This window comes from Dokdonella sp. (assembly GCF_044227025.1).
Taxonomy (GTDB): domain Bacteria; phylum Pseudomonadota; class Gammaproteobacteria; order Xanthomonadales; family Rhodanobacteraceae; genus Dokdonella_A.
In genome coordinates this window covers 266790-293176 of the sequence record NZ_JBGAFX010000004.1, presented here as the reverse complement: position 1 = coordinate 293176, position 26387 = coordinate 266790, and the positions used below count along the sequence as shown (strand labels likewise).

At 67.6% G+C, this 26387-nt stretch carries 20 protein-coding genes; 8 read left to right on the top strand and 12 right to left on the bottom strand.

Annotated elements, in window-relative coordinates; genetic code table 11:
* Complete coding sequence (gene pdxH / locus ACILRJ_RS11665; protein WP_395683357.1) at positions 1-618, bottom strand: pyridoxamine 5'-phosphate oxidase; 618 nt, start codon at positions 616-618, stop codon at positions 1-3.
* Between pdxH and ACILRJ_RS11660 the strand changes: the two genes are divergently transcribed.
* Positions 617-1456 carry a kinase gene (locus ACILRJ_RS11660; RefSeq protein WP_395683356.1) on the top strand — a complete coding sequence of 280 codons (840 nt, stop codon included), beginning with the start codon at positions 617-619 and terminating at the stop codon, positions 1454-1456. The genes pdxH and ACILRJ_RS11660 overlap by 2 nt on opposite strands.
* Positions 1457-1478: 22 nt before the next feature.
* Here ACILRJ_RS11660 and ACILRJ_RS11655 read toward each other — a convergent pair whose 3' ends face one another.
* The 3 genes from ACILRJ_RS11655 to ACILRJ_RS11645 form a co-directional block, all read right to left on the bottom strand.
* Positions 1479-2060: a YggT family protein gene (locus ACILRJ_RS11655; RefSeq protein ID WP_395683355.1), complete on the bottom strand. Its 582-nt coding sequence runs from the start codon at positions 2058-2060 to the stop codon at positions 1479-1481.
* Between the two features lie 90 nt (positions 2061-2150).
* Positions 2151-2975, bottom strand: a complete 825-nt coding sequence (gene proC, locus ACILRJ_RS11650; RefSeq protein ID WP_395683354.1) for a pyrroline-5-carboxylate reductase — start codon at positions 2973-2975, stop codon at positions 2151-2153.
* 76 nt (positions 2976-3051) lie between these two features.
* Positions 3052-3744 carry a YggS family pyridoxal phosphate-dependent enzyme gene (locus ACILRJ_RS11645; RefSeq protein WP_395683353.1) on the bottom strand — a complete coding sequence of 231 codons (693 nt, stop codon included), beginning with the start codon at positions 3742-3744 and terminating at the stop codon, positions 3052-3054.
* Between the two features lie 104 nt (positions 3745-3848).
* On the opposite strand from ACILRJ_RS11645, the gene ACILRJ_RS11640 reads away from it, so the two are divergent.
* The gene (locus tag ACILRJ_RS11640) at positions 3849-4886 is read left to right on the top strand and encodes a type IV pilus twitching motility protein PilT (RefSeq protein ID WP_395683352.1); all 1038 of its coding nucleotides are present in this window, start codon (positions 3849-3851) and stop codon (positions 4884-4886) included.
* A gap of 34 nt (positions 4887-4920) precedes the next feature.
* Here ACILRJ_RS11640 and ACILRJ_RS11635 read toward each other — a convergent pair whose 3' ends face one another.
* Positions 4921-5709, bottom strand: coding sequence for an SDR family NAD(P)-dependent oxidoreductase (locus tag ACILRJ_RS11635; RefSeq protein WP_395683351.1), 789 nt, complete (start codon positions 5707-5709; stop codon positions 4921-4923).
* A gap of 483 nt (positions 5710-6192) precedes the next feature.
* On the opposite strand from ACILRJ_RS11635, the gene ACILRJ_RS11630 reads away from it, so the two are divergent.
* The 3 genes from ACILRJ_RS11630 to ACILRJ_RS11620 all read left to right on the top strand — a co-directional run bounded on the left by ACILRJ_RS11630 (position 6193) and on the right by ACILRJ_RS11620 (position 14543).
* Positions 6193-7752 (top strand): SDR family oxidoreductase, encoded by a 1560-nt coding sequence (locus tag ACILRJ_RS11630; RefSeq protein WP_395683350.1) that lies wholly within the window; start codon positions 6193-6195, stop codon positions 7750-7752.
* Positions 7753-8159: 407 nt separating this feature from the next.
* The gene (locus ACILRJ_RS11625; protein ID WP_395683349.1) at positions 8160-11705 is read left to right on the top strand and encodes a proprotein convertase P-domain-containing protein; all 3546 of its coding nucleotides are present in this window, start codon (positions 8160-8162) and stop codon (positions 11703-11705) included.
* A 234-nt stretch (positions 11706-11939) separates the two neighbouring features.
* Positions 11940-14543 (top strand): glycosyltransferase, encoded by a 2604-nt coding sequence (locus ACILRJ_RS11620; protein WP_395683348.1) that lies wholly within the window; start codon positions 11940-11942, stop codon positions 14541-14543.
* A 95-nt stretch (positions 14544-14638) separates the two neighbouring features.
* Here ACILRJ_RS11620 and ACILRJ_RS11615 read toward each other — a convergent pair whose 3' ends face one another.
* Both ACILRJ_RS11615 and rlmM read right to left on the bottom strand, forming a co-directional pair.
* Positions 14639-15337: a TVP38/TMEM64 family protein gene (locus ACILRJ_RS11615; protein ID WP_395683347.1), complete on the bottom strand. Its 699-nt coding sequence runs from the start codon at positions 15335-15337 to the stop codon at positions 14639-14641.
* Between the two features lie 115 nt (positions 15338-15452).
* The gene (gene rlmM, locus ACILRJ_RS11610; protein WP_395683346.1) at positions 15453-16523 is read right to left on the bottom strand and encodes a 23S rRNA (cytidine(2498)-2'-O)-methyltransferase RlmM; all 1071 of its coding nucleotides are present in this window, start codon (positions 16521-16523) and stop codon (positions 15453-15455) included.
* A gap of 133 nt (positions 16524-16656) precedes the next feature.
* On the opposite strand from rlmM, the gene ACILRJ_RS11605 reads away from it, so the two are divergent.
* On the top strand, positions 16657-18396 hold the full coding sequence (locus ACILRJ_RS11605) for a glycoside hydrolase family 44 protein (RefSeq protein ID WP_395683345.1): 1740 nt from the start codon (positions 16657-16659) through the stop codon (positions 18394-18396).
* Between the two features lie 148 nt (positions 18397-18544).
* On the opposite strand, the gene ACILRJ_RS11600 is transcribed toward ACILRJ_RS11605, so the two are convergent.
* Together ACILRJ_RS11600 and ACILRJ_RS11595 are read right to left on the bottom strand one after the other, a co-directional pair.
* Positions 18545-20809: a hypothetical protein gene (locus ACILRJ_RS11600; protein WP_395683344.1), complete on the bottom strand. Its 2265-nt coding sequence runs from the start codon at positions 20807-20809 to the stop codon at positions 18545-18547.
* A gap of 228 nt (positions 20810-21037) precedes the next feature.
* Positions 21038-21598 carry a nucleoside deaminase gene (locus ACILRJ_RS11595; protein WP_395683343.1) on the bottom strand — a complete coding sequence of 187 codons (561 nt, stop codon included), beginning with the start codon at positions 21596-21598 and terminating at the stop codon, positions 21038-21040.
* Between the two features lie 569 nt (positions 21599-22167).
* Between ACILRJ_RS11595 and ACILRJ_RS11590 the strand changes: the two genes are divergently transcribed.
* A complete protein-coding gene (locus ACILRJ_RS11590) occupies positions 22168-23328 on the top strand; it encodes an acyltransferase family protein (RefSeq protein ID WP_395683342.1) in 1161 nt (386 codons plus the stop codon).
* 3 nt (positions 23329-23331) lie between these two features.
* Here the strand turns inward: ACILRJ_RS11590 and ACILRJ_RS11585 are convergent, their stop codons facing one another.
* Together ACILRJ_RS11585 and ACILRJ_RS11580 are read right to left on the bottom strand one after the other, a co-directional pair.
* Positions 23332-23664: a hypothetical protein gene (locus ACILRJ_RS11585; RefSeq protein WP_395683341.1), complete on the bottom strand. Its 333-nt coding sequence runs from the start codon at positions 23662-23664 to the stop codon at positions 23332-23334.
* A gap of 72 nt (positions 23665-23736) precedes the next feature.
* On the bottom strand, positions 23737-24540 hold the full coding sequence (locus ACILRJ_RS11580) for a DUF6597 domain-containing transcriptional factor (RefSeq protein WP_395683340.1): 804 nt from the start codon (positions 24538-24540) through the stop codon (positions 23737-23739).
* An 87-nt stretch (positions 24541-24627) separates the two neighbouring features.
* Between ACILRJ_RS11580 and ACILRJ_RS11575 the strand changes: the two genes are divergently transcribed.
* Positions 24628-25155, top strand: a complete 528-nt coding sequence (locus ACILRJ_RS11575; RefSeq protein ID WP_395683339.1) for a DUF3224 domain-containing protein — start codon at positions 24628-24630, stop codon at positions 25153-25155.
* Between the two features lie 203 nt (positions 25156-25358).
* Here the strand turns inward: ACILRJ_RS11575 and ACILRJ_RS11570 are convergent, their stop codons facing one another.
* Positions 25359-26387 carry a LysR substrate-binding domain-containing protein gene (locus ACILRJ_RS11570; RefSeq protein WP_395683338.1) on the bottom strand — a complete coding sequence of 343 codons (1029 nt, stop codon included), beginning with the start codon at positions 26385-26387 and terminating at the stop codon, positions 25359-25361.

Here is a 26387-nt window from a genome sequence, read left to right as displayed (position 1 = left end):
TCACGGATACAGCATGCGACGCGACCACGCGCCGTCGGCGTCGCGTTCGTAGCACTGGCGTTCGTGCAGGCGGAAGTCGGCGCCGTACCAGAACTCGATCCGGTCCGGCGCAAGCACGAAGCCGCCCCAGTGTGGTGGACGAGGGACCGGCACGCATTCGAAGCGACGCTCGAATTCGTCGATACGCGCCTCGAACTCGGCGCGGTCGGCAAGGGTTTGCGACTGCGCGGAAGCCCACGCGCCGATCTGGCTGGCGCGCGGCCGCGTCGCGAAATATTCATCCGACTCCGCCGCCTCGAGCGTGGCGACGCGCCCTTCGACGCGCACCTGCACGCCGTTGCGCAGGGTCTTCCAGTGGAAGCACAGCGCGGCCTGCGGATGGGCGGCGAGCTGTTCGCCCTTGCTGCTGCGGTAGTTCGTGAAGAAGCGGAAACCGCGCGCGTCGACGCCCTTGAGCAGCACGATGCGTGCACTCACGCGCGCGCCCTCGACGCTGGCGAGGGTCATCGCGGTCGGTTCGGGATCGCCCTCGCCGCGCGCCTGCGAGAGCAGCGTATCGAACGTCGCGAGCGCCTCCTGATAGAGTGCGTCGAGTGGTGGTTGCGGGGAGTTCGCCATGCGGCGCGATGCTAACACGCAGTTCGCCGCGAACGTGGTCGAGCACACGCTCGACGTGGTGCACGGGTGGATACCGCGTCACCGGAAGCGCCCCTTGTGCATCGGCGTCTCCGGCCTCCAGGGCAGCGGCAAGAGCACATTGGTGCGCCAGCTCGCGCGCCGCGCGCGTTCGCGCGGTTTGCGCTGCGAGGTCCTGTCGCTCGACGACTTCTACCTCGGTCGGCGCGAGCGCCTGCGGCTTGCGCAGGCGGTACATCCTCTGTTCGCCACGCGCGGCGTGCCCGGAACGCACGACGTTGCGCTGCTCCTGCGCGTGCTCGCCGGCCTCGCGCGCGCGAGCCCGGCGCGGCCGGTGCGCGTGCCGCGTTTCGACAAGGGGCGCGACACGCGCCTGCCGCCGTCGCGCTGGCGTGCAGTGACTCGGGCGCCGGCACTGGTCCTGCTCGAGGGCTGGTGCGTTGGCGTAGCCCCGCAGTCGTCTGCGCCGCTCGCGCGACCGGTCAATGCGCTGGAACGCGACGAGGATGCCGACGGCCGGTGGCGTCGATACGTCAATGACGAACTGGCAGGGTCCTGCGCGCGCGCGTGGCGACGGCTCGATCGGCTCGTGCTGTTGCAGGCGCCGCGTTTCGACGTGGTCGCGCACTGGCGCGGCGAGCAGGAACGCCGCCTTCGCCGACGCGGAGCGCCACGCGCGATGGATGGCGCGGCGCTGCGACGGTTCCTCATGCACTACGAGCGACTGAGCCGGCATGCGCTGCGCACGTTGCCGGCGCGGGCGGACCTGCGCCTCGTGCTCGATGCGCGGCGCACGGTGCGCGCCATCACCGCGCGGTGAGCGCACCCCATCGTCCGCCCGGCTACATCGCCGCCTGCGCCAGCTGCTTGCCGAGGTCCAGCAGCGGCGCCACCAGCAGCAGGCGCAGCAACCCGATCGCCAGCATCACGATCGCAGGCGAGAAGTCGAGCGCGCCCATCGCCGGCACGCGCCGGCGGACCGGCTTCAGCAGCGGCTCGGTCAGCTGGATCACCAGCGGCACGATCGGGTTGGCGCGTTCCACACTGAGGAACGAAAGCAGCACGCGCACGAAGATCAGTCCGAGATAGAGCAGCAGCACGAAGTCGAGCAGGTCGGCCAGCGCCATCACCACGAGCCCGAGGATGCGCAGGCCCTGGCCGAACATCGCGTACAGCAGCGCGAGCTTGATCGCGCTCAGCAGCCACGCGAGCAGCGCGGCGGCGATGTCGAAGTTGCGCCGGTTCGGGACCAGCCGATGCAGCGGCATCAGCACCGGATTGGTCAGCTTGTAGAGCATCTGGCAGATCGGGTTGTAGAAGTTCGCGCGCACCAGTTGCAGCAGCACGCGGATCACCAGCAGCGAGACGAGCAGGCCGAATGCGAAGTTGATCAGGAGCTGGCCGGCGTTGGCGAGATAACCCATCGGATGTCCTGCGTCGGAGCGATGTGGGAGCGGCTTCAGCCGCGATGCGTGTGTGGTCGAACCGGCGCGGTCAAGCGGGTGCGCAATGCCTCATGAATACTTCTCCGACAGCTCGCGCCCGCGCTCGGTCGCTGCGGCGACGGCGCTGGCGACGAGCGCGCGCAGGTTGCCCTGCGCAAACGCTTCGAGCGCCGCAGCGGTGGTGCCGCCGGGCGAGGTCACGCGCTCGCGCAGGACCGTCGGCGGCTCGCCGTCCTCGGCGAGCATGCGGCCGGCGCCGAAGCAGGTCTGCGTCGCGAGCGAACGCGCGGTTGCGCGCGGGAGGCCCTGCGCGACCGCGGCATCCTCAAGTGCCTCGACCAGCAGGAAGAAGTACGCCGGCCCGGAGCCCGACAGCGCGGTGACCGTGTCCATCAGGTCCTCGTGGTCGATCCACACGGTCGTGCCCGCCGTGCCAAGGATCGCCTGCGCCTGCTCGCGTTGCGTCGCGCTGGCCGCTGCATTGGCGATCATCCCGGTCGCGCCCGCGCCGATGAGCGCAGGCGTGTTCGGCATCGAGCGCACGATCGGCAACTCGCCGCCGAGCCATTCGGCGAGCTGGGTGATGCGGATGCCGGCGGCGATCGAGATGACGAGCGGACGCGACGACGCGGCGCTGGCGGCGAGTTCGGTGCAGACCGCCTTCATCACCTGCGGCTTGACCGCCAGCACGATCACCCCGGCGCCTGTGGCTGCGGCGAGCGCCGTGTCGTGCACGGTGATGCCGAAGTCGCGCGCGAGCAGGGCGCGCAGTTCCGCATTCGGCTCTGCGACCGAGATCGCCTGCGCCGGCGTGCCGCCGCGCACCAGCGCTCCGATCAGGCTGCGCGCCATGTTGCCGCCGCCGATGAAGGCGATGCGTACCTGTTCGCTCATGCGTGGATCTCCGGTAGACGCGCGAGGTTAGCGGACTCGGCGACCGCGTGGAACCGCCGCAAGCACGGTCGCGCGCTCAGGCGCCGGCGCGTGCGCCGAACAGCGCCGTACCGACGCGCACCATGGTCGCGCCCTCGGCAATGGCGAGGTCGAGATCGTCCGACATGCCCATCGACAGCGTGTCGAGGTCGCGATGCTTCGTGCGCAGCGCATCGTACAGCGCTCGCATGCGCGCGAACGCGGCGCGGCGGACTGCGGCATCGGGCGAGGGCGCCGGAATCGCCATCAGCCCGCGCAACCGCAGCGCGGGCTGTGCCGCGATCGCGGCCGCGAGCCCTTCGACCGCGCCTGGCGTGCAGCCGGACTTGCTCGCCTCGTCGTCGATGTTGACCTGCACCAGCACGTTGAGCGGCGCGCGTGCCGCCGGGCGATGACGCGCGAGCAGGTCGACGAGCTTCGCGCGGTCGAGCGTCTGCAGCCAGTCGAAGTGCTCGGCGACTTCGCGGCACTTGTTCGACTGCAGCGGACCGATCAGATGCCATTCGAGCCCGAGGTCGGCCAGTTCCGCCTGCTTGGCCAGCGCTTCCTGCACGTAGTTCTCGCCGAAGGCGCGTTGTCCCGCGGCATGCAGCGCGCGCACCGCCGATGCCGGCTGGGTCTTCGAGACTGCCAGCAGGCGCACGTCGGTTGCGCTTGCTTGCCGCGCTGCCGCAATGCGCGCCAGCACGGCGGCGCGGGCCGAAGCGCAGGCTGTTTCGCTGAAATTCATTGCAAGGTCGCGCCCGGTCACGTTTTCTTGTGGCTATACTGCCGCAACGGCGGGCCGAACAACCATCCGCCGACCCAACCTGCGTCGATTCAGGGGATAGAGCGATGGATATTGCCGAGCTGCTGGCGTTTTCGGTCAAGAACAAGGCGTCCGACCTGCACCTGTCGGCCGGCCTGCCGCCGATGATCCGCGTCGACGGCGACGTGCGCCGCATCAACATCCCTGCGCTCGAGCACAAGCAGATCCACTCGCTGATCTACGACATCATGTCGGACAAGCAGCGCCGCGACTACGAGGAATTCCTCGAGGTCGACTTCTCGTTCGAGATCCCGAGCCTGGCGCGCTTCCGCGTCAATGCGTTCAACCAGAACCGCGGCGCCGGTGCGGTGTTCCGCACCATCCCGTCGGAAGTGCTCACGCTCGAGGACCTCGGCTGTCCGCGCATCTTCAAGGAACTGATCGAGCAGCCGCAGGGCCTGATCCTCGTCACCGGCCCGACCGGCTCGGGCAAGTCGACCACGCTGGCTGCGATGGTCGACCACGTCAACAAGAACGAATACGCGCACATCCTCTCCGTCGAGGATCCGATCGAGTTCGTGCACACCTCGCAGAAGTGCCTCATCAACCAGCGCGAAGTGCACCGCGACACGCACGGGTTCAACGAGGCGCTGCGCTCGGCGCTGCGTGAGGATCCGGACTACATCCTCGTCGGCGAGTTGCGCGACCTGGAAACCATCCGCCTCGCGCTGACCGCCGCGGAGACCGGACACCTCGTCTTCGCCACCCTGCACACGAGTTCCGCCGCGAAGACGATCGACCGCATCATCGACGTGTTCCCGGCCGGTGAAAAGCCGATGGTGCGATCGATGCTGTCCGAGAGCTTGCGCGCGGTCATCTCGCAGTCGCTGCTGAAGAAGGTCGGCGGCGGCCGCACCGCCGCGCACGAAATCATGGTCGGCATCCCCGCGATCCGCAACCTCATCCGCGAGGACAAGGTCGCGCAGATGTATTCGGCGATCCAGACCGGCAGCCAGTACGGCATGCAGACGCTCGACCAGTGCCTGCAGGACATGGTCAAGCGCGGCGTCGTGACACGCCAACAGGCATTGAGCTACGCGAAGAACAAGGACATCTTCAAGTAGGGTGGGCCCTGGCCCACCGCATCCGGGAGCGTGCCTAGACGCACGACCGCAACACGCCGCCATCGACGCGCAGTGCCGCGCCGTTCGTCGCGGACGCGAGAGGGCTGCACACGTAGGCGACCATGCTCGCGACTTCGTCGGTGGTTGCGAAGCGCTTGAGCAGCGAGCTCGGTCGCACGCTCGTGAAGAACTCGCGCTCGAACGCCTCGAACGGCTGGCCGCCACTGAGCTGCGCGACGAACTCGTCGACGCCCGCCGAACGGGTCGGGCCGGGCAGCACGGCGTTGACGGTCACGCCCGTGCCCGCGCACGTTTCCGCGAGCCCGCGCGAGACTGCGAGCTGCGCGGTCTTGGTCATGCCGTAGTGGATCATCTCGGTCGGGATCTGGATCGCGCTCTCGCTGCTGATGAAGACGATGCGCCCTTGGTTGCGCTGCTTCATGCCCGGCAGGTACGCGCGGCTGAGACGCACCCCGCTCAGCACGTTGACGTCGAAGAAGCGCTGCCAGTCCGCATCGGGAATGTCCTCGAACGGCTTCGGCTCGAAGATGCCGAGGTTGTTGACGAGGATGTCGACCGCGGGAAACGCCTGCACCAGACGTTCGGCGTCGGCGGCCGAGGCGAGATCACCGGCGAACGTTTCGAGCTTTGCCGCCGGCACCTTGGCGAGGATCCCATCCTGCGCGAATGCGACCGAAGCCTGCGTGCGGCCATTGACGATGACCCGCGCGCCTTCCCGCGCGAGTGTCGCCGCGATCGCATGGCCGATGCCTTTCGTTGAACCCGTGACGAGGGCGAGCTTGCCGGTGAGTTGCAGGTCCATGGATCACCTCGGAGGAATGCGCGAGCGGGAAGCGCGATTCAGCCGGAAGGGCGGGGTGATGTCCAGCAGGACGCGACAGCGTACGAAGGGCTCCGGTGCGGATACGCGAACTTCTCGCACGCTCGACCCTGAGGACTGCTTCTCAGCGCCCCGAAAAGTAGATGAATGCGGCGAGCACCAGCAGCACCGGCGGCCACGCCCTGTACGGCACCGAGTACAGCGACGAATCTTCGACGTCGATGGCGCCGCTGCATTCCTTCCTTGCGGCTGCGGCACGCCGCGATGTCGCAGCATCGCCGTACAGGTGCTGTTCTTGGCGCGACGGTCCGGGCGTCCGGGCCGAACATCCAGCACGTTCGCGCGCCGTCCCTGTTGCCACGGTTCGTGATCCAGCCCGAAACCGGGCAAAATACTCGGTTCGCGCGACCGGTCCCGACCGCGGCGCGCGCCTTGTCCCTCGATGACGGAAATGTACCTGTGACGATGAAGACGGCCACCCCGCACGCGCCGGATGCGGCCGACCTCGACCTGGCGGAGCGCCTGCGCACCGCACTCGACGTGCTCGAAGCCGTCGCCGATGACCGCACGCTGCTCGATCGCCTGCCCGACGCGGAGCGCGCGCGCCTGCACCAGCTGGTCGCGCGCGTCTACCTGCCCGATCCGGTCGCGCGCCGCCAGCGCCTGAAGGCGGCCGAGCGCGCGCGCAGCAAGGCGCAGATCCGCGCCGACGATGCAGTGCTGAATGCGACGGGCATCCGCGCGCTGCGCCGCAAGCCGGTCTTTTCCACGCCGAATGTTTTTCCGCCGGAAGGCTTCGTCGCCAAGGACGAGGATGGCGACGGGTCGGGGCCGCGCGAATCGATCGAGCGCCAGCACTGCTACGTCTGCAAGCAGAAGTACACGACGATCGACGCGTTCTACGACCAGCTCTGCCCGGCCTGCGCGGCGTTCAACTTCGCCAAGCGCGGCGAACTCGCGGACCTGCGCGGGCGCGTAGCGCTGCTCACGGGCGGGCGCGTGAAGATCGGTTACCAGGCGGGCCTCAAGCTGTTGCGGTGTGGCGCCGAGCTGATCGTGACGACGCGCTTCCCGCGCGATTCGGCGGCTCGCTACGCGGCGGAGCCGGACTTCGGCGAATGGGGCCATCGCCTGCAGGTGTTCGGCCTCGACCTGCGCCACACGCCGAGCGTGGAAGCGTTCTGCCACGAGCTCGTCGCGACCCGGCCGCGCCTCGATTTCATCATCAACAACGCGTGCCAGACCGTGCGTCGCCCGCCCGAGTTCTACGCGCACATGATGGACGGCGAAACGGCCGCGCTGCACGACCTGCCCGAACACGTGCGCGCGCTGGTCGGTCACTACGAAGGCCTGCGCGGCTCGAACATCCTGCCGGAGTCCGCCAACGCGATCGGCGCGCGCAGCGCCGCACTGCCGGGCCTCACGCGCGCGGCGGAACTCTCGCAGATCCCGATGCTGCCGGAAGAACTGCTCGCGCAGGACCACCTGTTCCCGCAGGGTCGCCTCGACCAGGACCTGCAGCAGGTCGACCTGCGTGGCCGCAATTCGTGGCGCCTGCTGATGGCGGAGGTGCCGTCGGTCGAACTGCTTGAAGTGCAGTTGGTGAATGCGATCGCGCCGTTCATCATCAACGCGCGCCTCAAACCACTGATGCTGCGCACGCCCGAGCGCGACAAGCACATCGTCAACGTATCGGCGATGGAAGGCCAGTTCTACCGCAACTTCAAGACGACCCGCCATCCGCACACGAACATGGCCAAGGCCGCGCTCAACATGATGACGCGCACCTCCGCGACCGACTACCACAACGACGGCATCCACATGAACAGCGTCGACACCGGCTGGGTGACCGACGAGGATCCGGCCGAGATCGCCGCGCGCAAGGTCATCGAGGAGCGCTTCCATCCGCCGCTCGACATCGTCGACGGCGCCGCGCGCATCGTCGATCCGATCATTTCCGGCATCAATACCGGCGAACATGTCTGGGGGCAGTTCCTCAAGGACTACCGCCCCACCGATTGGTGAGGCGCTCCCCGCGTCCGCGGCGCGCGACGCACGCCGGCCCCGGCCGCGATTGCTGTTCCGCCCTGGCATTGATCCATACGCCTGAGCATGGCCGCGCACGCGCAGGGTCCGACCCCGCCGGTTTTTGCGGTCACACTTGCCCGGCGCGCGCGTCGCCCGTAAAGTCCGCCCATGGACTGATCGGCAATGGATCCGCGGGACTAGGGGTTTGACTCCCCGTGCCGGTGCTGACACTGCACCGCGCGGTCGGAAATGGGGGGATCAGGAATCAGCCGTGACGGCGGAACGCTTCCGCTGGCGGCAGCTTTTCGTGTTTTGCACCAAGGCAACCGGGTCGGGGGATCCGGATGCCAAACGGCTCGATCCGGACGTTCGTCCGGCGCGCATTTCAATCCGGGAGAAACCCAATGAGGTTGACGAAGCAGCGATATCTGTCGGGCGCGGTGCTTGCCGCGTTCGGCATGGCCTGCGCGAGCCTTGCGTTCGCGCAAGCACCGCGGACGAAGGAAGAACAGGTAGCGGGCCAGATCCAGGTCGGCGTCTCGTATCAGCACGATGTGTCGCTGCCGCTCTACATCATGGCCACCGGCTGGCATGAGCACAACATGGCAGAAGCCGCCGAGGAGGCCGCGGAGAATCCGGCCTGGGGCTTCCCGAAACAGCATGTCGACAGCGTCGATCCGGTCGTCCAGCACCTGATGTCGCCATCGCCGGCGGCGCCGATGCCGGGCACGATCATGAACTTCGACGGCCAGCCGAACGGTTGCGGCTGCGCACCGCCGGATACCAATGGTGAAGTCGGCGCGACCCAGTACGTGCAGATGACCAACGGCGGCGTGCAGGTCTTCAACAAGACCACCGGTGCCTCCGTGCTCGGTCCGGTCAGCACCGCCTCGTTCTGGGCCGGCTTCGGCGGCGTCTGCGAGAACAACGGCCACGGTGATCCGGTCGTGCTGTACGACCAGATCGCGCAGCGCTGGGTGATCAGCCAGTTCGCGTCCGCGACCTCGAACATCACCGACGAGTGCATCGCGGTGTCGACCACCTCGGATGCGACGGGCACGTACAACCGCTACGGCTTCCACCTCGGTTCGAACTTCTACGACTACCCGCATCTGGGCGTGTGGCCTGACGGGTACTACATGAGCATGAACGTGTTCAACGCCGCGGGCACGGCCTACCTTGGCCCGCAGCCGTATGCGTTCGACCGTGCCGCGATGCTCGCGGGCACGCCGGCGACGTTCCTGTCGACCGCTGCGCCGCTCGGTGCCTCGTTTGCGCCGTTCCTGCCGGCCGATCTCGACGGCTCGACGCTGCCACCCGCTGGTGCGCCGAATCCGTTCGTGATGTTCCCGGATACGGGCAACTACGACACCTACCGCTTCCATGCGGACTTCGTGACGCCGGCCAACACGACCTTCACGGCCGTGCCGAGCCCGCCGGCCGCTGCCGGCTTCGCGGCCGCGTGCACCGCGGGCCGCGCCTGCGTACCGCAGATCGGCAACGTCGCAGCGGACCGTCTCGACGGCATCGCCGATCGCCTGATGTTCCGTCTCGCCTATCGCAACATCAATGGCCACGAGTCGCTACTCGGCAACTACACCGTGCTGTCGAACGCGGTCACCGGTGTGCGCTGGTTCGAAATGCGCAATGCGACCAGCGGTACGCCGACGATCTTCCAGGAAGGCACCTACCAGCCCGATACGGACTGGCGCTGGATGGGCAGCATCGCGATGGACACCGTCGGCAACATCGCGCTTGGTTACAGTGCGTCGAGCCCGACCATCAACCCCCAGCTGCGTTACGCCGGTCGCCTTTCGGGCGATCCGATCGGCACGCTGCCGCAGACCGAAGCGCACCTGTTCGATGGCGCCGGCCACCAGACCGGCACCGGCAACCGCTGGGGTGACTACAGCGACCTGACCGTCGACCCGGTCGACGACTGCACGTTCTGGTTCACCAGCGAGTACTACGCGACCACGGGCACGTTCGGCTGGAAGACGCGCATCGGCAGCTTCAAGTTCCCGAGCTGCAGCCTGTCGCCCGGCTTCAGCCTCGACGCGACGCCGCCGACCGTTGCGGTTTGCGCCGGCACGCCGGCGGCCTTCACGGTCAATGTCGGTTCGATCTCCGGCTACAACAGCCCGGTCACGCTCGCCCTTGCAGGCAATCCTGCGCCGAGCACGGGTTCGTTCACGCCCAATCCGGTGCCGACCCTGCCGGGCAGCAGCGCGCTGTCGATCGTCACCACCGGCGTCGCCGCGGGTACCTACCCGATGACGATCAACGGCACCGGCGCGGCCGCGACCAACCAGTCGACCAGCATCGGCATGACCGTGTTCGTCGGCTCGCCCGGCGCGCCGACGCTGACCGCACCCGCGAATGGCGTGAATGGCGTGGCGCTGCGTCCGGCATTCACCTGGACCGGCAGCAACACCCAGTCGTACCTGCTTGAGGTTGCCACGGATGCGGGCTTCGGTTCGATCATCCTGACCCAGACCGTCACCGGCACGACGTTCACGCCGGCAACGGACCTGGCCGGCAACACGACGTATTTCTGGCGCGTCACGCCGAGCAACGCCTGCGGCACCGGCGCGGCTTCGCCGACCTTCAGCTTCACCACCGCGAACCTGATCTGCCGTTCGCCGGCGCTGGCGATCACCGACAACCTCCCGGCAGGCGTCAACGACAACCTGGTCGTGGCCGCTCCGGGCACGCTGACCGACCTCAAGCTCGTGATCAAGGCGACCCACACCTGGGTGGGCGACCTCAAGTTCACGCTCAGCAAGGCCCCGGGCAGCTCGATCGTGATCGACCGTCCGGGCTATACCGGCAGCGGCTTCGGTTGCAGCGGCGACAACATCGACGTGGTCATCGACGACGGTTCGGGCGTGCTGGTCGAAAGCCAGTGCAATGCGACGCCGCCGGCGCTGTCGGGCAACGTCAAGCCGAACAACCCGCTCGCGACTCCGTTCATCGGCCAGACCCTCGCGGGCACCTGGACCCTGAATGCCTCCGACAACGCGGGTGGCGACACCGGCACGCTCGACCAGTGGTGCCTCGTGCCGGCCACCAGCGGTCCGACGACGTACACGGTTGGCGGCAACGTCAGTGGCCTGACCGGTGCGGGCCTGGTGCTCTCGCTCAATGCGGGCGCGCAGACCTTGCCCGTCGCGGCGAACGGCAGCTTCACGTTCCCGACCGGCCTCGCCGACCTGTCGCCGTACGCGGTCACGGTCGGCACGCAGCCGGCTGGCCAGACCTGCACGGTCGCGAACGGCAGCGGCACGATCAGCGGTGCGAACGTCACCAACGTCGCGGTCACCTGCGCGGGTCCGACGACGTTCACCGGCAGCGGCACGATCAGCGGTGCGAACGTCACCAACGTCGCGGTCACCTGCGCGGGTCCGACGACGTTCACCGTCGGCGGCAACGTCAGCGGCCTGTCGGGTGCGGGCCTCGTGCTCTCGCTCAACAGCGGCTCACAGACCTTGCCGGTCGCGGCGAATGGCAGCTTCACGTTCCCGACCGGCCTCGCCAATGGCACGGGCTACGCGGTCACCGTCGGCACGCAGCCGGCCGGCCAGACCTGCTCGGTCGCGAACGGCAGCGGCGTGATCGCCGGGGCCAACGTGACGAACGTGGCCGTGACCTGTGCGGTGAGCACCTTCACGATCGGCGGTAATGTCAGCGGTCTTGTCGGTACCGGTCTCGTGCTGTCGCTGAATGCCGGCGCGCAGACCCTGCCGATCGCGGCGAACGGCAGCTTCACGTTCCCGCTCCCGCTCAACAATGGCGCGACGTACGCGGTCACCGTGTCGGCCCAGCCGATCAACCCGACCGAAGTGTGCACGGTCACCAACGGCAGCGGCACGGTGTCCGGCGCGAACGTGGTCACCGTCGGCGTCAGCTGCATCGACCGCATCTTCGCGAACGGCTTCGACGGCCCGTAACCAAACTCCGCGATTCGCGGAGCGATTCGAAAGCGAAAATTCAAGGCCCCCGCAAGGGGGCCTTTTTTTTGACAGCAGCGCAGGCGGCGCGAATCACCCGGCCTTCACCTCCCGAGCGCAACGGGAACCAGGCGCCAGCGCCCCGCGAGGTCGTTGAGCCGGCGCGCGCCGTTCCGCTATGCTGCAAAGCGTTTGCGCCCCCTTTTTTCGGCGCCGTCTGGTCGAGAATTCCGCTTGAACGCCACCCGCCCTCCCGTCGTGCGCAAGTCGTTCTGGCGCGCGCTGTTCCTGACCCTGCTGGTGGCGGCGCTGAACATCGGCCTGTGGGGGTTCCTCAACCGTCCGGTGCACATCGCGGACTGGCACGGCAAGATCGGCGGTCTCGCCTTCAACCCGTTCCAGCGCTACCAGGACCCGACCCGGCAGATCTATCCCGACGAAGCGGACATCGATCGCGACATCCGCCTGCTGTCGCAATACAGCGATCGCCTGCGCACCTATTCCTCGGTCGAGAACCCGCAGATCCCGCGCATCGCGAAGTTCTACGGCATGCGCGTGATGGCCGGCGCGTGGATCGAGGGTCGCTCGGAACGCAACGAACGCGAGCTCGCGGCGCTGATCGCGCTCGCGCGCAAGAACGACAACATCGATCGTGCGATCGTCGGCAACGAAGTGATCCTGCGCGGCGATACCAGTGTGCGCACGCTGGTCGGCTACATCGATCGCGCGCGCGCGCAGCTGAAGATCCCGGTCTCGACCGCCGAGCCGCTCGACAGCTGGCAGCGCAATCCCGAGCTTATCCGGCACGTCGATTTCGTGACCGTGCACATCCTGCCGTACTGGGAACGCGTGCCGCGCAAGGACGCGGTCGGCTTCGTGCTCGGCCAGTTGAAGTCGCTGCGCGAGATCGTCGACAAGGTCTCGCCCGGCAAGCCGATCGTGATCGGCGAAGTCGGCTGGCCGTCGAACGGTGATCGCAAGGAGTACGCGCAGGCTTCGCTCGCCGACGAGGCGCACTTCCTGCGCGAGTGGTTCAACGTCGCCGAGCGCGAGAAGATCGACTACTACGTGATGGAGGCGATCGACCAACCGTGGAAGGAGCAGCTCAGCGGCCGCGTCGAGGCGTACTGGGGCATCTTCAACGCGAGCCGCGAGCCGAAGTTCTCGTTCACCGGCACCGTGATCGAGGACCCGATCTGGCCGTGGAAGGCCACGCTCGCGTCGCTGATCGCGCTGCTGCCGATGTTCTGGTTCGCGCGCCATTTCATCCGCTTCCGCGCCATGGGCATCGCGTTCTTCCTTGCGCTGGTGCAGTTGTCCGCGTCGATCCTCGTGTGGATGGCGACCCTGCCGTACGACTTCTACCTGAGTCCGTTCGACTGGGGCATGTTGCTGCTGCTGTTCCCGGCGCAGCTCGCGATCATCCTGATCCTGCTCATCAACGGCTTCGAGTTCACCGAAGTGCTGTGGCGCCCGAGCTGGCTGCGCGAGTTCAAGCCGCTGGTGCCCGCGCCGGGCGACGTGCAGCCGTTCGTGTCGATCCACCTCGCCTGTTACAACGAGCCGCCCGAGATGGTGATCCTCACCCTCGACTCGCTCGCCGCGCTCGACTACGAGAACTACGAAGTGCTCGTGCTCGACAACAACACCAAGAACCCGGACGTGTGGAAGCCGGTCGAAGCGCATTGCGCGAAGCTCGGCGCGAGGTTCCGCTTCTACCACCTTGAACCATGGCCCGGCTTCAAGGCTGGCGCGCTCAACTACGGCCTCGAAGTGACCGATCCGCGCGCCGAAGTCGTCGCCGTCGTCGATGCCGACTACGAGGTGCGCAGCGACTGGCTGCGCGCGCTGACCGGCTATTTCACCGATCCGAACGTCGCCGTCGTGCAGTGCCCGCAGGCGCACCGCGATTGGGAGCACAACGCGTTCCGGCGCATGACGAACTGGGAATACGATGGTTTCTTCCGCATCGGCATGCACCACCGCAACGAGCGCAACGCGATCATCCAGCACGGCACGATGACGATGGTGCGCAAGGACCTGCTCGCCAATACCGGTGCATGGTCGGAATGGACGATCTGCGAAGATGCCGAGCTCGGCCTGCGCCTCATGAAGGCCGGCTACGACCTCGTCTACGTCGACGAACTGATGGGCAAGGGCCTCACTCCGGCCGACTTCAAGGCGTACAAGTCGCAGCGCTATCGCTGGGCGTTCGGTGCGATGCAGATCATGAAGGCGCGCTGGGACTGGATGACCTCGAGCGCTTCCACGCTTACGCGCGGACAGCGCTTCCACTTCCTGACCGGCTGGTTCTCGTGGTTCGGCGACGCGCTGCACCTCGTGTTCACGCTGATGGCGATGCTGTGGACGCTCGGCATGGTGGTGGCGCCGCAGTACTTCACCCTGCCGATGTACCTGTTCCTGGTGCCGCTGATCGGCTTCTTCCTGTTCAAGGCGGCGTTCGGGATCATTCTCTACCGCGTGCGCGTGCCATGTTCGTGGAAGGACACGCTCGCCGCCTCGGTCGCCAGCATGGGGCTTTCACATGCGATTGCGCGCGGCATCTTCGAAGGACTGTGGCGAAAGAAGGGCGAGTTCATCCGCACCGCGAAGAGCCGCCGCATCGGCGCCAAGCCGAATCCGTTCACCGCAGTCAGCGAGGAGATGCTGCTGTTCCTCGCCCTCGCCGCCTGCGTGGTCGGCATGATCAACTCGATCGGCATCCACTATGTCGAAGGCAAGCTGTGGATCACGATTCTTGCCGCCCAGGCGATTCCGTACGCGTCGGCGCTCGCCGGCGCATGGGTCGCGCATCGCTCGGGTGACGCGGTCGGTTGATTCGTCCGGCTGCGCACCACGAGCGGAAGGGCCGGCGCGACCCGCTGGCAAGGGCGCGGGCGCCGAAGAACGGTGCTGGAGGCGAAGCCCGAACGTCAATCCTTCGGCTTGCGCCGCAACTGCGCCAGCACGATCGGCCCCAGCGCGAGCACGGCCATGCCCAACACGGGCAGCAGTACGCCGCGGTGGGTGAACAGGTTCAGCGAGACCGCGCCTTCGCGTGCAATGGTTTCGGTGAGCCCGGCGCCGAGCGCTGTTTCGAACGCGATCATCACGCTGCCGCCGGTCGCGGTCGCGAGCAGGAACAGCCACAGCGGGCAGCCGAGTCCGGCGAGGGCGATGGTGACGCCGCCGAACGGGAAGAACGGCACCAGGCGCAGGAACATCGCATAGCTGACGGGGTAGGCGGCGTATCCGGCGCGCAGTCGTTCCACCATCGCGGGTGCCTTGCCGGTCCCCTGCGCGAAGGCGGAACGACTGGCGAGGAAAAGGATCAGGGCGCCGAGCGTGGTGCCGATCGCCGACAGCAACGTGCCTTCGACGATGCCGAACAGCATGCCACCGGCGAGCACGATGACCACGGCGCCGGGAATGCCGGTCGCGATCGCGAGCGTCATAAGGCCGACCTGGGCGAGTCCGGCGAGCAGCGGATGGGCGAGGATGCCTGCACGCAGGTCGGCTTCTTCCTGCACGATCCGATGCGGGTCGAAGCGATCGAGCACGCCGCCGAAGAACAACGCGACACCGAGCGCGATCAGAACGAGCAGCGGCAGGAAGGCGCGCAGGCGTTTCATCGTCATCCATGAAAGGGAATGCGGGCACGCCGATCGGGCGCGGCCGTGTCGGTGCAAGGATAGCCGCTCGATGCGCAGTGACAAGATCTCCCGATCGCGAGCGGTCGCGCGGCGTTCAGGACGCGCGCGCGAACACCGTGATCTCCTCGCGATCGTGGTAAAGCTGCTTGGCACGCAACTCGACGCGTTTGCCCGCCGCCGCGAGTGCGTCGGCGACGAGGGCGAGGCAGAGCTGCACTTCGTCGTGGCGCTTCTTCATCGGCAGTTTGAGGTTGAAGATCGCGTAACGGCATTGGCCGGTCGCGAGCCAGTCCGCCATCAGCGCGGCGACGCGGCGCGGCTGCTCGACCATGTCGCACACCAGCCAGTCGACCGGTTTCTGTGGTCGGTAGCGGAAACCGTCGGCGCGCAGGTGGTCGACCAGCCCGGACGCGAGCAGGTCCGCGTCCATCGGACCGTTGTCGACGGCCGCCACGTGCAGCGAGCGCGCGACGAGCTGCCAGGTCCAGCCGCCGGGCGAGGCACCGAGATCGACCGCGCGCATGCCCGGCTTCAACCAGCGCTCGCGTTCGCCCTCGTCGAGCAAAACCAGCAGGGCCTCCTCGAGCTTCAGCGTCGAGCGGCTCGGCGCCGCGCGCGGGAATTTCAGGCGCGGGATGCCGCCCGGCCACGGTGCCGTGTGCGCGATGTCGGCCATCGCGACGTAGGCGGCGTCGGTCGCGGTCAGGCACAGGTGCAGGCGCCAGCGCGAGGCGCGGTCGATCAGCTGCTTCTTCTTCAGCACGCCGACAAGGGCGGCATTGAGGCCGCGGCAGAGCGGCGCGAGTTCGCGCGCGGCGTCGCTGTCGGGCGCCTCGACCCAGGCATCGCACCAGCGGCGCGGGCCCTGCGCGGACTCCGTCGCCTCGATGATCGGCAGCAGCACGCCGAGGCGGTCCTTCGGCGGCAGGTCGCGCGCGCTGCCGAGTACCTGCAGCAGCTGGCGTGCGAACACCAGGTCGCGCCAGCTGCCGGCGAGCGCCTCGGCGTCCGGCGTGACGAATTCGACGAAACCGCTGCCGCGCGCGGCGCGCGCGTAGCCGGCGCCGGCGAGTAGGGCATCGCGGCCGGAAAGCTCCTGCGCGCACTCGCCCTCGAAACCGGGGCGGCAGTAGGCGAGCAGGCTGGAAGGGGAGGAAACGGACATGGCGGCTGCGCAAGGCGGGTTGTGCATGATGCCCGGCCCGGTCCGCGCTGACGAGTGTGACGGCTTCGCGGGAAACCGCGCGAGCGGGCGAATAGGGTGTGCGCCTCGCCATTGACTGGGGACGACCATGCCCATGTTCTTCAAGCGGAGCCTGCCCGCCGCGCTGGTGCTGGCACTCGTGGCGCTCCTGCCGGATGCGGCGCATGCGGCCGTTGCGGTCAGTGTCGATGCGAGCGCGAACGTGCGCCCCTTCACGCCCTTGATCTTCGGCGTCGCCTACGGCGACGGAGCACGCAATGCCGTCGTCGGCTATCCGCTGCGGCGCTGGGGCGGCAACGGTGCAACGCGCTACAACTGGAAGGTCGACGTGCACAGCACCGCGTTCGACTGGTATTTCGAGAACATCCCGGGCGCAAGCGACCGCACCCACGTGCCGCCGCTGAACAACGACGCGGACGCGTTCATCAGCGAAGCACGCAGCTACGGCGCGGATGCGTTGATCACGATCCCGACGATCGGCTGGACGCCGCGCGCGGACAGCCCGCTGCAGCATCCTTATCTGGCCGGTTTCTCGGTCGCGACCTACGGCACGCAGGTGCCCGCCAATCCATGGAGCGCGGCGGTCGACCCGTGGGACACCGATGCGGGCAGCGGCGACTGCAATCCTGCCAGCAATTCGTCACCTGATTGCGTGCCCTACGGCAACGAAGGCCGCTTTCACCTCATCAACAACGATCCGCACGACACCTCGAGCGAAGTTACACCGGCGTTCCAGAAGGAGTGGATCGCGCACCTGCAGTCGACGTTCGGCAACGCCGCGGCGGGTGGCGTGCGCTTCTACTCGCTCGACAACGAGGTGATGCTGTGGAATTCGACCCACCGCGACGTGCATCCCGCGCCGACGACCTATGACGAGACCTGGAACAAGGCGCTCGCCTACGGCACCGCGATCAAGCAGCAGGATGCTGCGGCGAAGGTGACCGGTCCGGTGACATGGGGCTACTGCGACCTGTTCGGATCGGCGGCCGACAACTGCGCCGATGGCAGCGACCGCGCCGCGCACGGCGGCACGCCGTTCGTCGCGTGGTACCTGCAACAGGTATGCGCGCATCCACTTGCCGGCGGCGCGCGCGTCGTCGACTACCTCGACCTGCACTACTACCCGCAGGGCAATGTCGCGCTCAACGACGACGATTCGCCAACCACGGCGGCGCGGCGCCTGCGCTCGCTCAAGGAACTGTACGACCCGGCGTGGGTATCCGAATCGTGGATCGCCGATCTTGGCGACGGCGACGCCAACCACTACAGCAAGCCGAACCTGATCCCGCGCGTGCGCGCGTGGATCGACCAGTATTGCGCGGGGACCAAGCTCGCGATCACCGAATACAACTGGGGCAACGACGGCACCACCAGCGGTGCGGTCGCGCAGGCGGAACTGTTCGGCATCTTCGCCCGCGAAGGGGTCGACATGGCGACGCGCTGGGTCGCGCCGGAGGCGAACAGCAAGGCCGAGCGCGCGTTCACCTTGTTCCTGAACTACGACGGCGCCGGCGCGAAGGTGCAGGGCAGCAGCGTGCATGCGCAGAGCGCAAACGTCGACCAGGTCGGCGCGTATGCGTTCGTGTCCGGCGGACGCACCATGGTGCTGCTGACCAACAAGACGACCACCGCTCAGAATGTCCCGCTGACGTTCGCGAGCGTGCCGGGAACGAGCTGGAAGCTGTATGGCTTCGACGGCGCCACGGGCGTTCATCAGATCGACACCGGCACGATCAGCACCACGTCATTGACCTTGAACGCACTGCCGGCGATGTCGGCGAACCTGCTCGTGGTCTCGGGTGCCGACCTGATCTTCGCCGACGGCTTCAATTGACGCGTGACGGCGGCACGCGCTTCGCGTACCGCCCTGCCTGCGCCGACCGCGTCGACGTGACAACCGGAGCGGGTAGGGTGGGACAACAGCCGCGCAGCGGCGCGTCCCACCGGTGTCGCGCCGACGGTTCGTTTGCGGTGAGCCGTGGCTATTCGAACCCGCTGCGGAAGATTGGATCGCCGGGCACGACGACCGTCTGGGGCAGCGGAATGCCTTCGGCAGTGCCATCGCCGACCTGGCCATAGGCATTGGAGCCCCAGCACTTGAGTGCGCCCGTTGCCATCAGTGCGCACGTATGTTGACTGCCGGCGCTGACCGCTTCTACCGGACCACCCAGTCCCACTACTTCCGTCGGCACGAGTCGCGTTTCGCGACTTCCGTCGCCAAGTTGGCCGAAATCGTTTCGGCCCCAGCAGCGCACTCCATCCATGAGCTGTGCACAGACATGCAGCGCACCTTGCGTGATCGCGACGACGCCGGAGGAAAGTCCGGCGACGTCGACGGGTGTCGGGGACGAACCATTGGGGCTGCCGTTGCCGACGACGCCATAGCCCCAGCATTTCGCCATGCCACTGTCGGTCAGCGCGCAGGTCATCGTGGTGTTCGCGCTGATCGCGCGGACACCGCTCATGAGTCCGGGTACGTCGACGGGCGTGGTGTGTTGCTGGCCGTCTCCCGTGCCGAGCTCGCCGGACCAATTGCCACCCCAGCATTTGATGCCACCCGTCTGCATGAGGGCGCAGGTGTGGGTTTCCCCGAGTGCCAACGCAAGCACCCCACTCGCGAGTCCGGCCACTTGGACCGGCGTTTCGCGCTGCGTCGTGCTGCCATCGCCGAGCTGGCCGGAGCTGTTGTCGCCCCAGCACTTTGCGCCGCCGGCCGAAGTGATGGCACAGGTGTGATACCAGCCCGTTGCTATCGCGAGGTTGTCGGCACCCAGCGCGGAGATCGCCGCCGGTGTCGCGCGATCGGTCGTGCTGCCATCGCCGAGCTGGCCGTACGCGTTTTCGCCCCAGCACTCGACGCCTCCGGATGCATCGATCGCGCAGGAATGACGGCGGCCGCCGCTGACGGCCCGGACCCCGTTGCCGAGACCCGTCACGTCCGTCGGAACCAGTCGCCGCTCGGTCGTGCCGTCGCCGAGCTGGCCGCCGTAGTTGTTGCCCCAGCAAGCGGCTGTCGACGCGGCGGTCAATGCGCATGTATGGCTGAACCCGGCGCTGACGGCGTCGATGCTGCCGACGCCGATCACGTCAACCGGGGTCAGACGTTGCGTCGTCGTGGCGTTTCCGAGCTGCCCGAAAAAATCGTTTCCCCAGCAGACCGCTTCGTGCAGGTTCGTGATTGCGCACGCATGTCGGCCACCTGCGTTGATGGCGAGAGCCCCGGAGAGTAGCGCAACGTCGACCGGTACGAGGCTGCCGCGGAAGGTGCCGTTGCCCAGCGTGCCGTCGGAGTTGCCTCCCCAGCATTCGATGGCGCCCTCAGTGCTGCGCGCGCAACTGAATCCGTTGCCCAATGCGACGGACTGGACCGAACCCAACCCGACGACTTCGATCGGGGTCGAATGGGATGAGCTGTCTCCGCCCCCGAGTTCACCGGCCCAATTCGAGCCCCAGCACCTGGCCTTGCCGACGAGCATGGCAGCGCACGTGTGCGACGACTTGGCGCTGATGGACGCCACGCCCGAATCCAGCCCGGCCACCGTTGGCCACGGAGTCGGCCGGCGACCTTGCGTAACCCCGTCTCCGAGCTGTCCGAATCCGTTGGTGCCCCAACACGTGACCGCGCCGCCATCGACGAGCGTGCAGGTATAGTCGAAGCCGGCAGCTACGGCCCGCGCACCCAGCAGCCACGAGGCATCCACCGGTACTGGGCTGCCCAGATAGGAGCCATTGCCCAGTTGACCGGAACCATTGGAGCCCCAGCATTTGACTCCGCCGGTTTCCAGCACGGCGCACGTGTGGTCATCGCCGGCCGCGATCGCGATGGCAGCGGCGCCAAGTCCCACGACATCGACCGGGACGAGTTGCGATGCGTAGGTACCGTTGCCAAGTTGTCCAGATCCATTCGCGCCCCAGCACTTCACGCCGCCGGTCGCGACCAGTGCACAGGAGTGCCAGCCCCCTGCCGCGAGCGTCGTCACACCCTCCTGCAATCCCACGACCGCCACCGGCATCGAACGATCGATCTGCGTACCGTCTCCGAGCGCACCCGCATTGTTCATGCCCCAGCATTTGACGGCGCCAGCACCGACGATCGCGCAACTGTGATCCCAGCCGGATGCGATCTGCACGACATCAGCCAGTGGAACATATTGCGAATGGGCGAGCCCGAGCGCGCCGGCAAGCGCGAGCCCTAAGCTCGGACGCAGGGCAGCGGAGGCGATTCGGCGCATGTATGAAAAGCGCATGGGAACTCCTGATAACCGGTCCTGGCATGTGTGCCCCGCGGCGCTGCGGAGCGCATTCAATCTGCCGCCCATTCGGATCGTACATGCCAATGGAAGACAACGCGCGCCTCGTCGCGCACTATGTCGCGCCGCACCGCGATGCCGCGCCGCCCGAGTTCGCGCCAATGTAGGGTGGGACAACAGCCGCGCAGCGGCGCGTCCCACCGTTCAGCGCGACACTCTTGGGATTCAATAACTCGAGCCGCCTGCACGCGCGTAGAGATGGAATACCTCACGCGCCTCGTCGCGCAGGATGTCGCGCCGCACCGCGATGCCGCGCCGTTCAAGTTCGCCGATCCAGTCGGCCGGCAGCGGGCCTTCATCGAACTCGCTGAGTTCCATCACGTCGCTCGAGCGCGCGCCAATCAGGAGTTCGTCGATGCCGGCCCAGAAGCTCGCGCCGTAGCACTGGCAACACGGTTGCGCGCTGGTCGCGAGCACGTAGCGCTGGCCGCCCTCGTTGAGGCGGTGCCGGCGCAGTTTCGTCTGCGCGCCCATGAATGCCATCATCTCGGCGTGTGCAACCGAACACGATTCCGGCATCACGCGATTCACGCCGTACGCGACCACGTGGCCGTCTGCATCGAACACTGCGGCGCCGAACGGGCCACCGGTGCCGTGTTCGACATTGCGCCGCGCGAGGCGGATCGCGAGCGCGACGCGCGCCTCGTTGCCGGCGTGGACCTGCGCGGGATCGAATTCCTGTTCGATCCATGCGGGCAGGGTGAGGGTGATCGCGGCATTCGGCATGGCGAACCCTTGGTCGGTGGTCGTTGCGAGGTTAGTGTCCGGCCCGCGTTGCCGCAATCAGGGCGTTCGGCCCGCTCCAACCCGAAACCCGAAACCCGAAACCCGAAACCCGAAACTCGAAACTCGAAACTCGAAACTCGAAACTCGAAACCCGAAACCCGAAACCCGAAACTCGAAACCCGAAACCCGAAACCCGAAACCCGAAACCCGAAACCCGTTCGCCCTGAGCGCAGCGCCGAAGGCGCGAAGTCGAAGGGTCCGTCACGCCGGCGTAGAGGGGCCGCGGGCGTTTCGACTGCGCTCGCTGTCGCTCGCTGCGCTCAACGCGAACGGATGTGGTGTGTTTCGACTCCGCGGAGCCTTGCGCCGCGGCTCGACGCGAACGCTTGTGGTGTAGATCTGCCCGCGGAGCCTTGCTCGGCTGCGCTCGACACGAACGGATCCCTGGGTCTTCATTCACCGCGCAGGCGCGGCGGCGCCGGAGTCGAAGGGCGGGAATCCACCGGTTGCCAACGCGCGCGCCGCGCTCCACCATGCGCGCCGGTCGAGGCAGAACGAAGGTGCAAGGCGTGGAAAATCCGCAGGACGTCGCATCGAGCATTTCGCGCAATCCCGGCCTCGACCTGCTGCGCGGACTGTCGATCCTGCTCGTCGTGCTGCACCACATCGGCTTGCGCCTGCCGCTGAAGGCGAGCGCGCTCGACGAGTTCGTGCCGCGGCGCATCCTTTCCGCGTTGAACTGGAACGGGTACGAGGCGGTGTTCGTGTTCTTCGTGCTGTCCGGGTTCTTGATTGCGGGCCATTCGATCCGCCGCTGGGGCACGCTCGCGCGCATCGACGCCGGTGCGTTCTACCGGCGCCGTGCCGCGCGCATCGTGCCGTGCCTGGTGTTGCTGGTGGCCGTGCTGTCGCTGCTGCACCTGGCGGGCGCCACGGACTACGTGATCCAGCGCGACGGCCAGTCGCTCGGCCGCGCGGTCCTCGCGGTCGCCGGCCTGCATCTCAACTGGTACGAGGGCGTCACCGGTTATCTTCCGGGGGGCTGGGACGTGCTGTGGTCGCTCTCGATCGAGGAAGTGTTCTATCTCGGCTTTCCGCTGGTGTGCCTCGTCGTGCGCAGCGAGCGCGTGCTGGTCGCCTTGCTCGCCGCGCTCGCGTTGTCGCTGCCGGCGACGCGCGCCGCGCTGGAGGGCAACGAGATCTGGCAGGAGAAGGCGTACCTGCCGGGCATGGCAGCGATCGCGACGGGCGTCATCGCGGCGCTTGCGGCGGCACGCTGGCCCGCGCGACCCGCGTGGCTCGATCGCGCGTTCGTCATCGGCGGTTCGCTCGGACTCGCGAGCGTGCTGTTCGTCGAGGGCTGGTGGTGGTCGTGGATCGGCAACGGCGTGATGCTGGTTCTGACGCTCTCGGTCGCTTGCCTCGCAGTCGGTCTCGATCGCGAAGGCCGGCGCGCGCTCGCGGGCACGGCGTGGCTGCGCTCGTTCGGACGCCTCAGCTACGAGATCTACCTCGGCCACATGTTCGTGGTGTTCGCGGTCGTCGCGATGTGGAAAGCGAGCGGCATCGCGCCGTACTGGAGCTTCCTCGCCTACGTCCCCGGCGTGCTCGGCGCGTGGGCGCTCGGTGCGCTCGTCGCGCGCGCGTGGTCGCTGCCGTGGGAACGCCTCGTGCAAAGCAAGCATCGGTCGAACGACGCGCCCGCACGCCCCGCGCTCGCGCCGGACTGATGGTCAGTGTTTCGCGCCGTCGCCTTCGAGCACATTGCTGCAACGTCCCTCGATGCAGCTGCAGCCCTTGACGTCCGGATGGCCGCAGACGCCGGCCGTGTGGTTCTTCGCGCACTCTTCGCGCACCTTGTCGGGGAACGTCGGACTTGCCTGGTTCACGCAGGTCGGATAGCTGCCGCAGCAGTTGCCGATGTCCTTGATCGCGCAGTCGGCGTCGGTCGCGCAGCTGTAGTCGACGGCATCGGCCTTGATCGGCGGGCCGAGCAGGCGCGGCGCCGAGGTCGCCGTGGCGCAGGCGATCAGTTGCAGGGCGAGCAGGACGATGAAGGTGCGCATGCGAGCAGCATACGCCGCACGAGCTGCGTTATCACGCATGGGGTGGCAGGCATGGCGAATCGCGCCGCCCCGTCATTTGCGCAGGTCGCGCGCGAATTCTCCCGGCGTGCGCCCGACCAGGCTGCGAAAGTCGCGAATGAAATGCGCCTGGTCGAAATAGCCGAGGTCGAGAGCAAGCGCGGTCCAGTCGACCTTGTCGCCGTCGGCGAGGCGGTCGACGGCTTCGTGCAGGCGATAGCGGTTGATGACCCATTTCGGGCCGACGCCAACGTAGTCGTCGAACAGGCGTTGCAGTGCGCGCAGGCTGGTGCCGTGACGCGCGGCGAGCGCAGCGGCACGGGTCAGCGTGCGATCCGTCTCGACCTCGGCAACGAGTGTCGCGATGCGATCGACCTGCGGGTCCGGCGCGGGCATGCGTTCGAGCAGGAATGCCTGCACGATATCGATCATCGCCCGTTCGTCGCTGCATGCGACCACGCGGGCGTGCAGGCCCTGCTCGTCGCCGAACACGTCGCCCAGTGGAAGCCGGCAATCGGTCAGGGCTGAAACCGCGCGGCCGAGGAACGGACGCAGCCCGCCCGGGCGGAACTTCACGCCGAACGCGAAACTGTCGCCCTCGAGCAGCCGCGTCCAGCGTCCGGTCGCGACCCCGGCGACGAGCGCGCTTTCCGGTTCGAACACGAGATAGGCATTCGGGTGCGGCAGCGTTTCCTGCCGTTGCGGCGCGTGGCCGGCGAGGTTCCAGCGCACGATCCAGTAGTGCTGCACGAAGGCGGCCAGCGGCCCGTCGGCCGGGTGCCGTGCGTGGTGGAAGCGTTCGACCGGCGCGACGCGATGCAGGATGCCACGTGCATGGCCGGGACCGAAGTTCACCATCGCCGCGTTTCCGCGTGCCGTCGCGTTTTTCCAATCCTCATCTTCGCGATCCTGCTCGAATGCGCCCTCGTCACCATGAGGGCGAGCATGGCCAGTCCACTCTACGCGAGAATGCGCATCTGCGTTGTCGTGTTCGCGCTCGCTGGCCCGCTGCCGGCGGGTGCGACCGAACAGCCGGCGACCATCGCCAGCGCCACCGACAAAGGAGTCCCCATGAACCATCGCGCGAGCGGACCGTTCGACGTCAAGATCATCCCGCAGAAGGCCGACAACCCGCAGGCGGAAGCCGCTGGCATCGGCCGCATGGCGCTCGACAAACGCTTCCAGGGCGCGCTCGAGGCGACCAGCCAGGGCGAGATGATTTCGTTCCGCACCGCCGAACCGACCTCGGCCGGCTATGTCGCGATCGAGCGTGTGGACGGAACGCTCGATGGACGAAGAGGCACGTTCGTACTCCAGCACAGTTGCACGATGGCGCGCGGCGTGGCGACGCAGGGTATCAAGGTGGTCCCGGATTCGGGCACCGGCGAACTCGTCGGCCTCGGCGGGTCCATGACGATCGTGATTGCCGACGGCGGCGCGCATTCGTACGTGTTCGATTACACGCTCGATTGACAGGTGTTGCGGGAGCAACGGAAGCCGCGATGTCGTAGGGCGGTACGCGCGTAGCGCGTGCCGCCGGGCCGGTGGTCGCGGCATGCGGCGGGACTCGCGCTGCGCGCTCGACCCGCCCTACGAAAGCACAGCCTCGTAGGGTGGACCCTGGCCCACCGGCTTCGTGCATGAGCCGCGCAAGGTGGGCTTGAGCCCACCCTACGTCAATCTCCGATCTCTGCCAGCGCCCGCTTCACCACCGCGTCGGCCTGCGCAAGTTGTTGCTTGACCGTCGCCTTTGCGTCGCCGCCTGCTGCGCGGGCGCGCTCGTTCGGGCAGAGCGTGTGCATGTAGTCGGCGTCGAAGTTGAGGCGTTCGACCAGGAAGTCGACGAACGCGCGCACCTTCGGCGACGGCACGCGGCCGCGCGAGAAGACCGCATTGAAATCGACCTCGGGTCCGGTCCAGCCGGCGAGCACGCGCTGCACGTGGCCGAGCTCGGCATAAGGCTTGGCGGTGACGTCGCTGGCCAGCATCAGGCCTTCCCCGCCCAGCAGCGCGCCGATCAGCGGCGCGGGATCGTTCGCGACGAGGATCGGGTTGACCTTGTAGTCGATGTAGCGTTCGCCGTCGCCGAGTGTCCAGGTGTAGTCGCCGTTGTTGCGCGACTTGTGCATCGCAAGCGTGCGGTGGCGCGGCAGTTCATCCGGGTGCAGCGGCTCGCCGAAGCGTTGCAGGTAGAGCGGGCTCGCGTAGACCTGGGTGCGGAATACGGCGAGGCGGCGCGCGGCGAGGTTGGAGTCGGGCAGGTTGCCGACGCGCAGGCCGACATCGATTTCCTTCGCGATCAGGTCGAGCGGTTCCTGGGTCAGGACCATTTCGACCTTGAGTTCCGGATGCAGCGCGTAGAACTCGCTCAGCAGCGGTGCGACCCAGGTGATGCCGATCGAGTACGGAGCGGTCACCCGCAGCCAGCCGCGGGGTCCGCCCTGCAACTGGCCGACCGCGCTCTCGGCTTCGTCGAGCTGGCGCGCAATCTGCTGGCAATGCTCGAAATAGATCGTGCCCGCCTCGGTCAGGCCGAGCTTGCGCGTCGTGCGATGCAGGAGTTGCGCGCCGAGGCGTTCCTCCAGCTCCTGCACCTTGCGCGAAACCGAGGTCTTCGGCAGCCGCAGCGCGCGCGCGGCTGCAATGAAACTGCCATGTTCGACCACCCTTACGAAGATCAGCGTGTCGTTGAGGTCTCGGGCCAT

Excerpts from the sequence above, each read along its gene's own strand:
- ACILRJ_RS11570 (WP_395683338.1), bottom strand. The coding sequence starts at position 26,387 with ATGGCCCGAGACCTCAACGACACGCTGATCTTCGTAAGGGTGGTCGAA.
- ACILRJ_RS11655 (WP_395683355.1), bottom strand. The coding sequence starts at position 2,060 with ATGGGTTATCTCGCCAACGCCGGCCAGCTCCTGATCAACTTCGCATTC.
- ACILRJ_RS11625 (WP_395683349.1), top strand. The coding sequence starts at position 8,160 with ATGAGGTTGACGAAGCAGCGATATCTGTCGGGCGCGGTGCTTGCCGCG.
- ACILRJ_RS11615 (WP_395683347.1), bottom strand. The coding sequence starts at position 15,337 with ATGAAACGCCTGCGCGCCTTCCTGCCGCTGCTCGTTCTGATCGCGCTC.
- ACILRJ_RS11640 (WP_395683352.1), top strand. The coding sequence starts at position 3,849 with ATGGATATTGCCGAGCTGCTGGCGTTTTCGGTCAAGAACAAGGCGTCC.
- ACILRJ_RS11635 (WP_395683351.1), bottom strand. The coding sequence starts at position 5,709 with ATGGACCTGCAACTCACCGGCAAGCTCGCCCTCGTCACGGGTTCAACG.
- proC (WP_395683354.1), bottom strand. The coding sequence starts at position 2,975 with ATGAGCGAACAGGTACGCATCGCCTTCATCGGCGGCGGCAACATGGCG.
- ACILRJ_RS11585 (WP_395683341.1), bottom strand. The coding sequence starts at position 23,664 with ATGCGCACCTTCATCGTCCTGCTCGCCCTGCAACTGATCGCCTGCGCC.
- ACILRJ_RS11595 (WP_395683343.1), bottom strand. The coding sequence starts at position 21,598 with ATGCCGAATGCCGCGATCACCCTCACCCTGCCCGCATGGATCGAACAG.
- pdxH (WP_395683357.1), bottom strand. The coding sequence starts at position 618 with ATGGCGAACTCCCCGCAACCACCACTCGACGCACTCTATCAGGAGGCG.
- ACILRJ_RS11630 (WP_395683350.1), top strand. The coding sequence starts at position 6,193 with ATGAAGACGGCCACCCCGCACGCGCCGGATGCGGCCGACCTCGACCTG.
- ACILRJ_RS11645 (WP_395683353.1), bottom strand. The coding sequence starts at position 3,744 with ATGAATTTCAGCGAAACAGCCTGCGCTTCGGCCCGCGCCGCCGTGCTG.
- ACILRJ_RS11580 (WP_395683340.1), bottom strand. The coding sequence starts at position 24,540 with ATGGTGAACTTCGGTCCCGGCCATGCACGTGGCATCCTGCATCGCGTC.
- ACILRJ_RS11600 (WP_395683344.1), bottom strand. The coding sequence starts at position 20,809 with ATGCGCTTTTCATACATGCGCCGAATCGCCTCCGCTGCCCTGCGTCCG.
- ACILRJ_RS11605 (WP_395683345.1), top strand. The coding sequence starts at position 16,657 with ATGTTCTTCAAGCGGAGCCTGCCCGCCGCGCTGGTGCTGGCACTCGTG.
- rlmM (WP_395683346.1), bottom strand. The coding sequence starts at position 16,523 with ATGTCCGTTTCCTCCCCTTCCAGCCTGCTCGCCTACTGCCGCCCCGGT.
- ACILRJ_RS11660 (WP_395683356.1), top strand. The coding sequence starts at position 617 with ATGCGGCGCGATGCTAACACGCAGTTCGCCGCGAACGTGGTCGAGCAC.
- ACILRJ_RS11575 (WP_395683339.1), top strand. The coding sequence starts at position 24,628 with ATGGCCAGTCCACTCTACGCGAGAATGCGCATCTGCGTTGTCGTGTTC.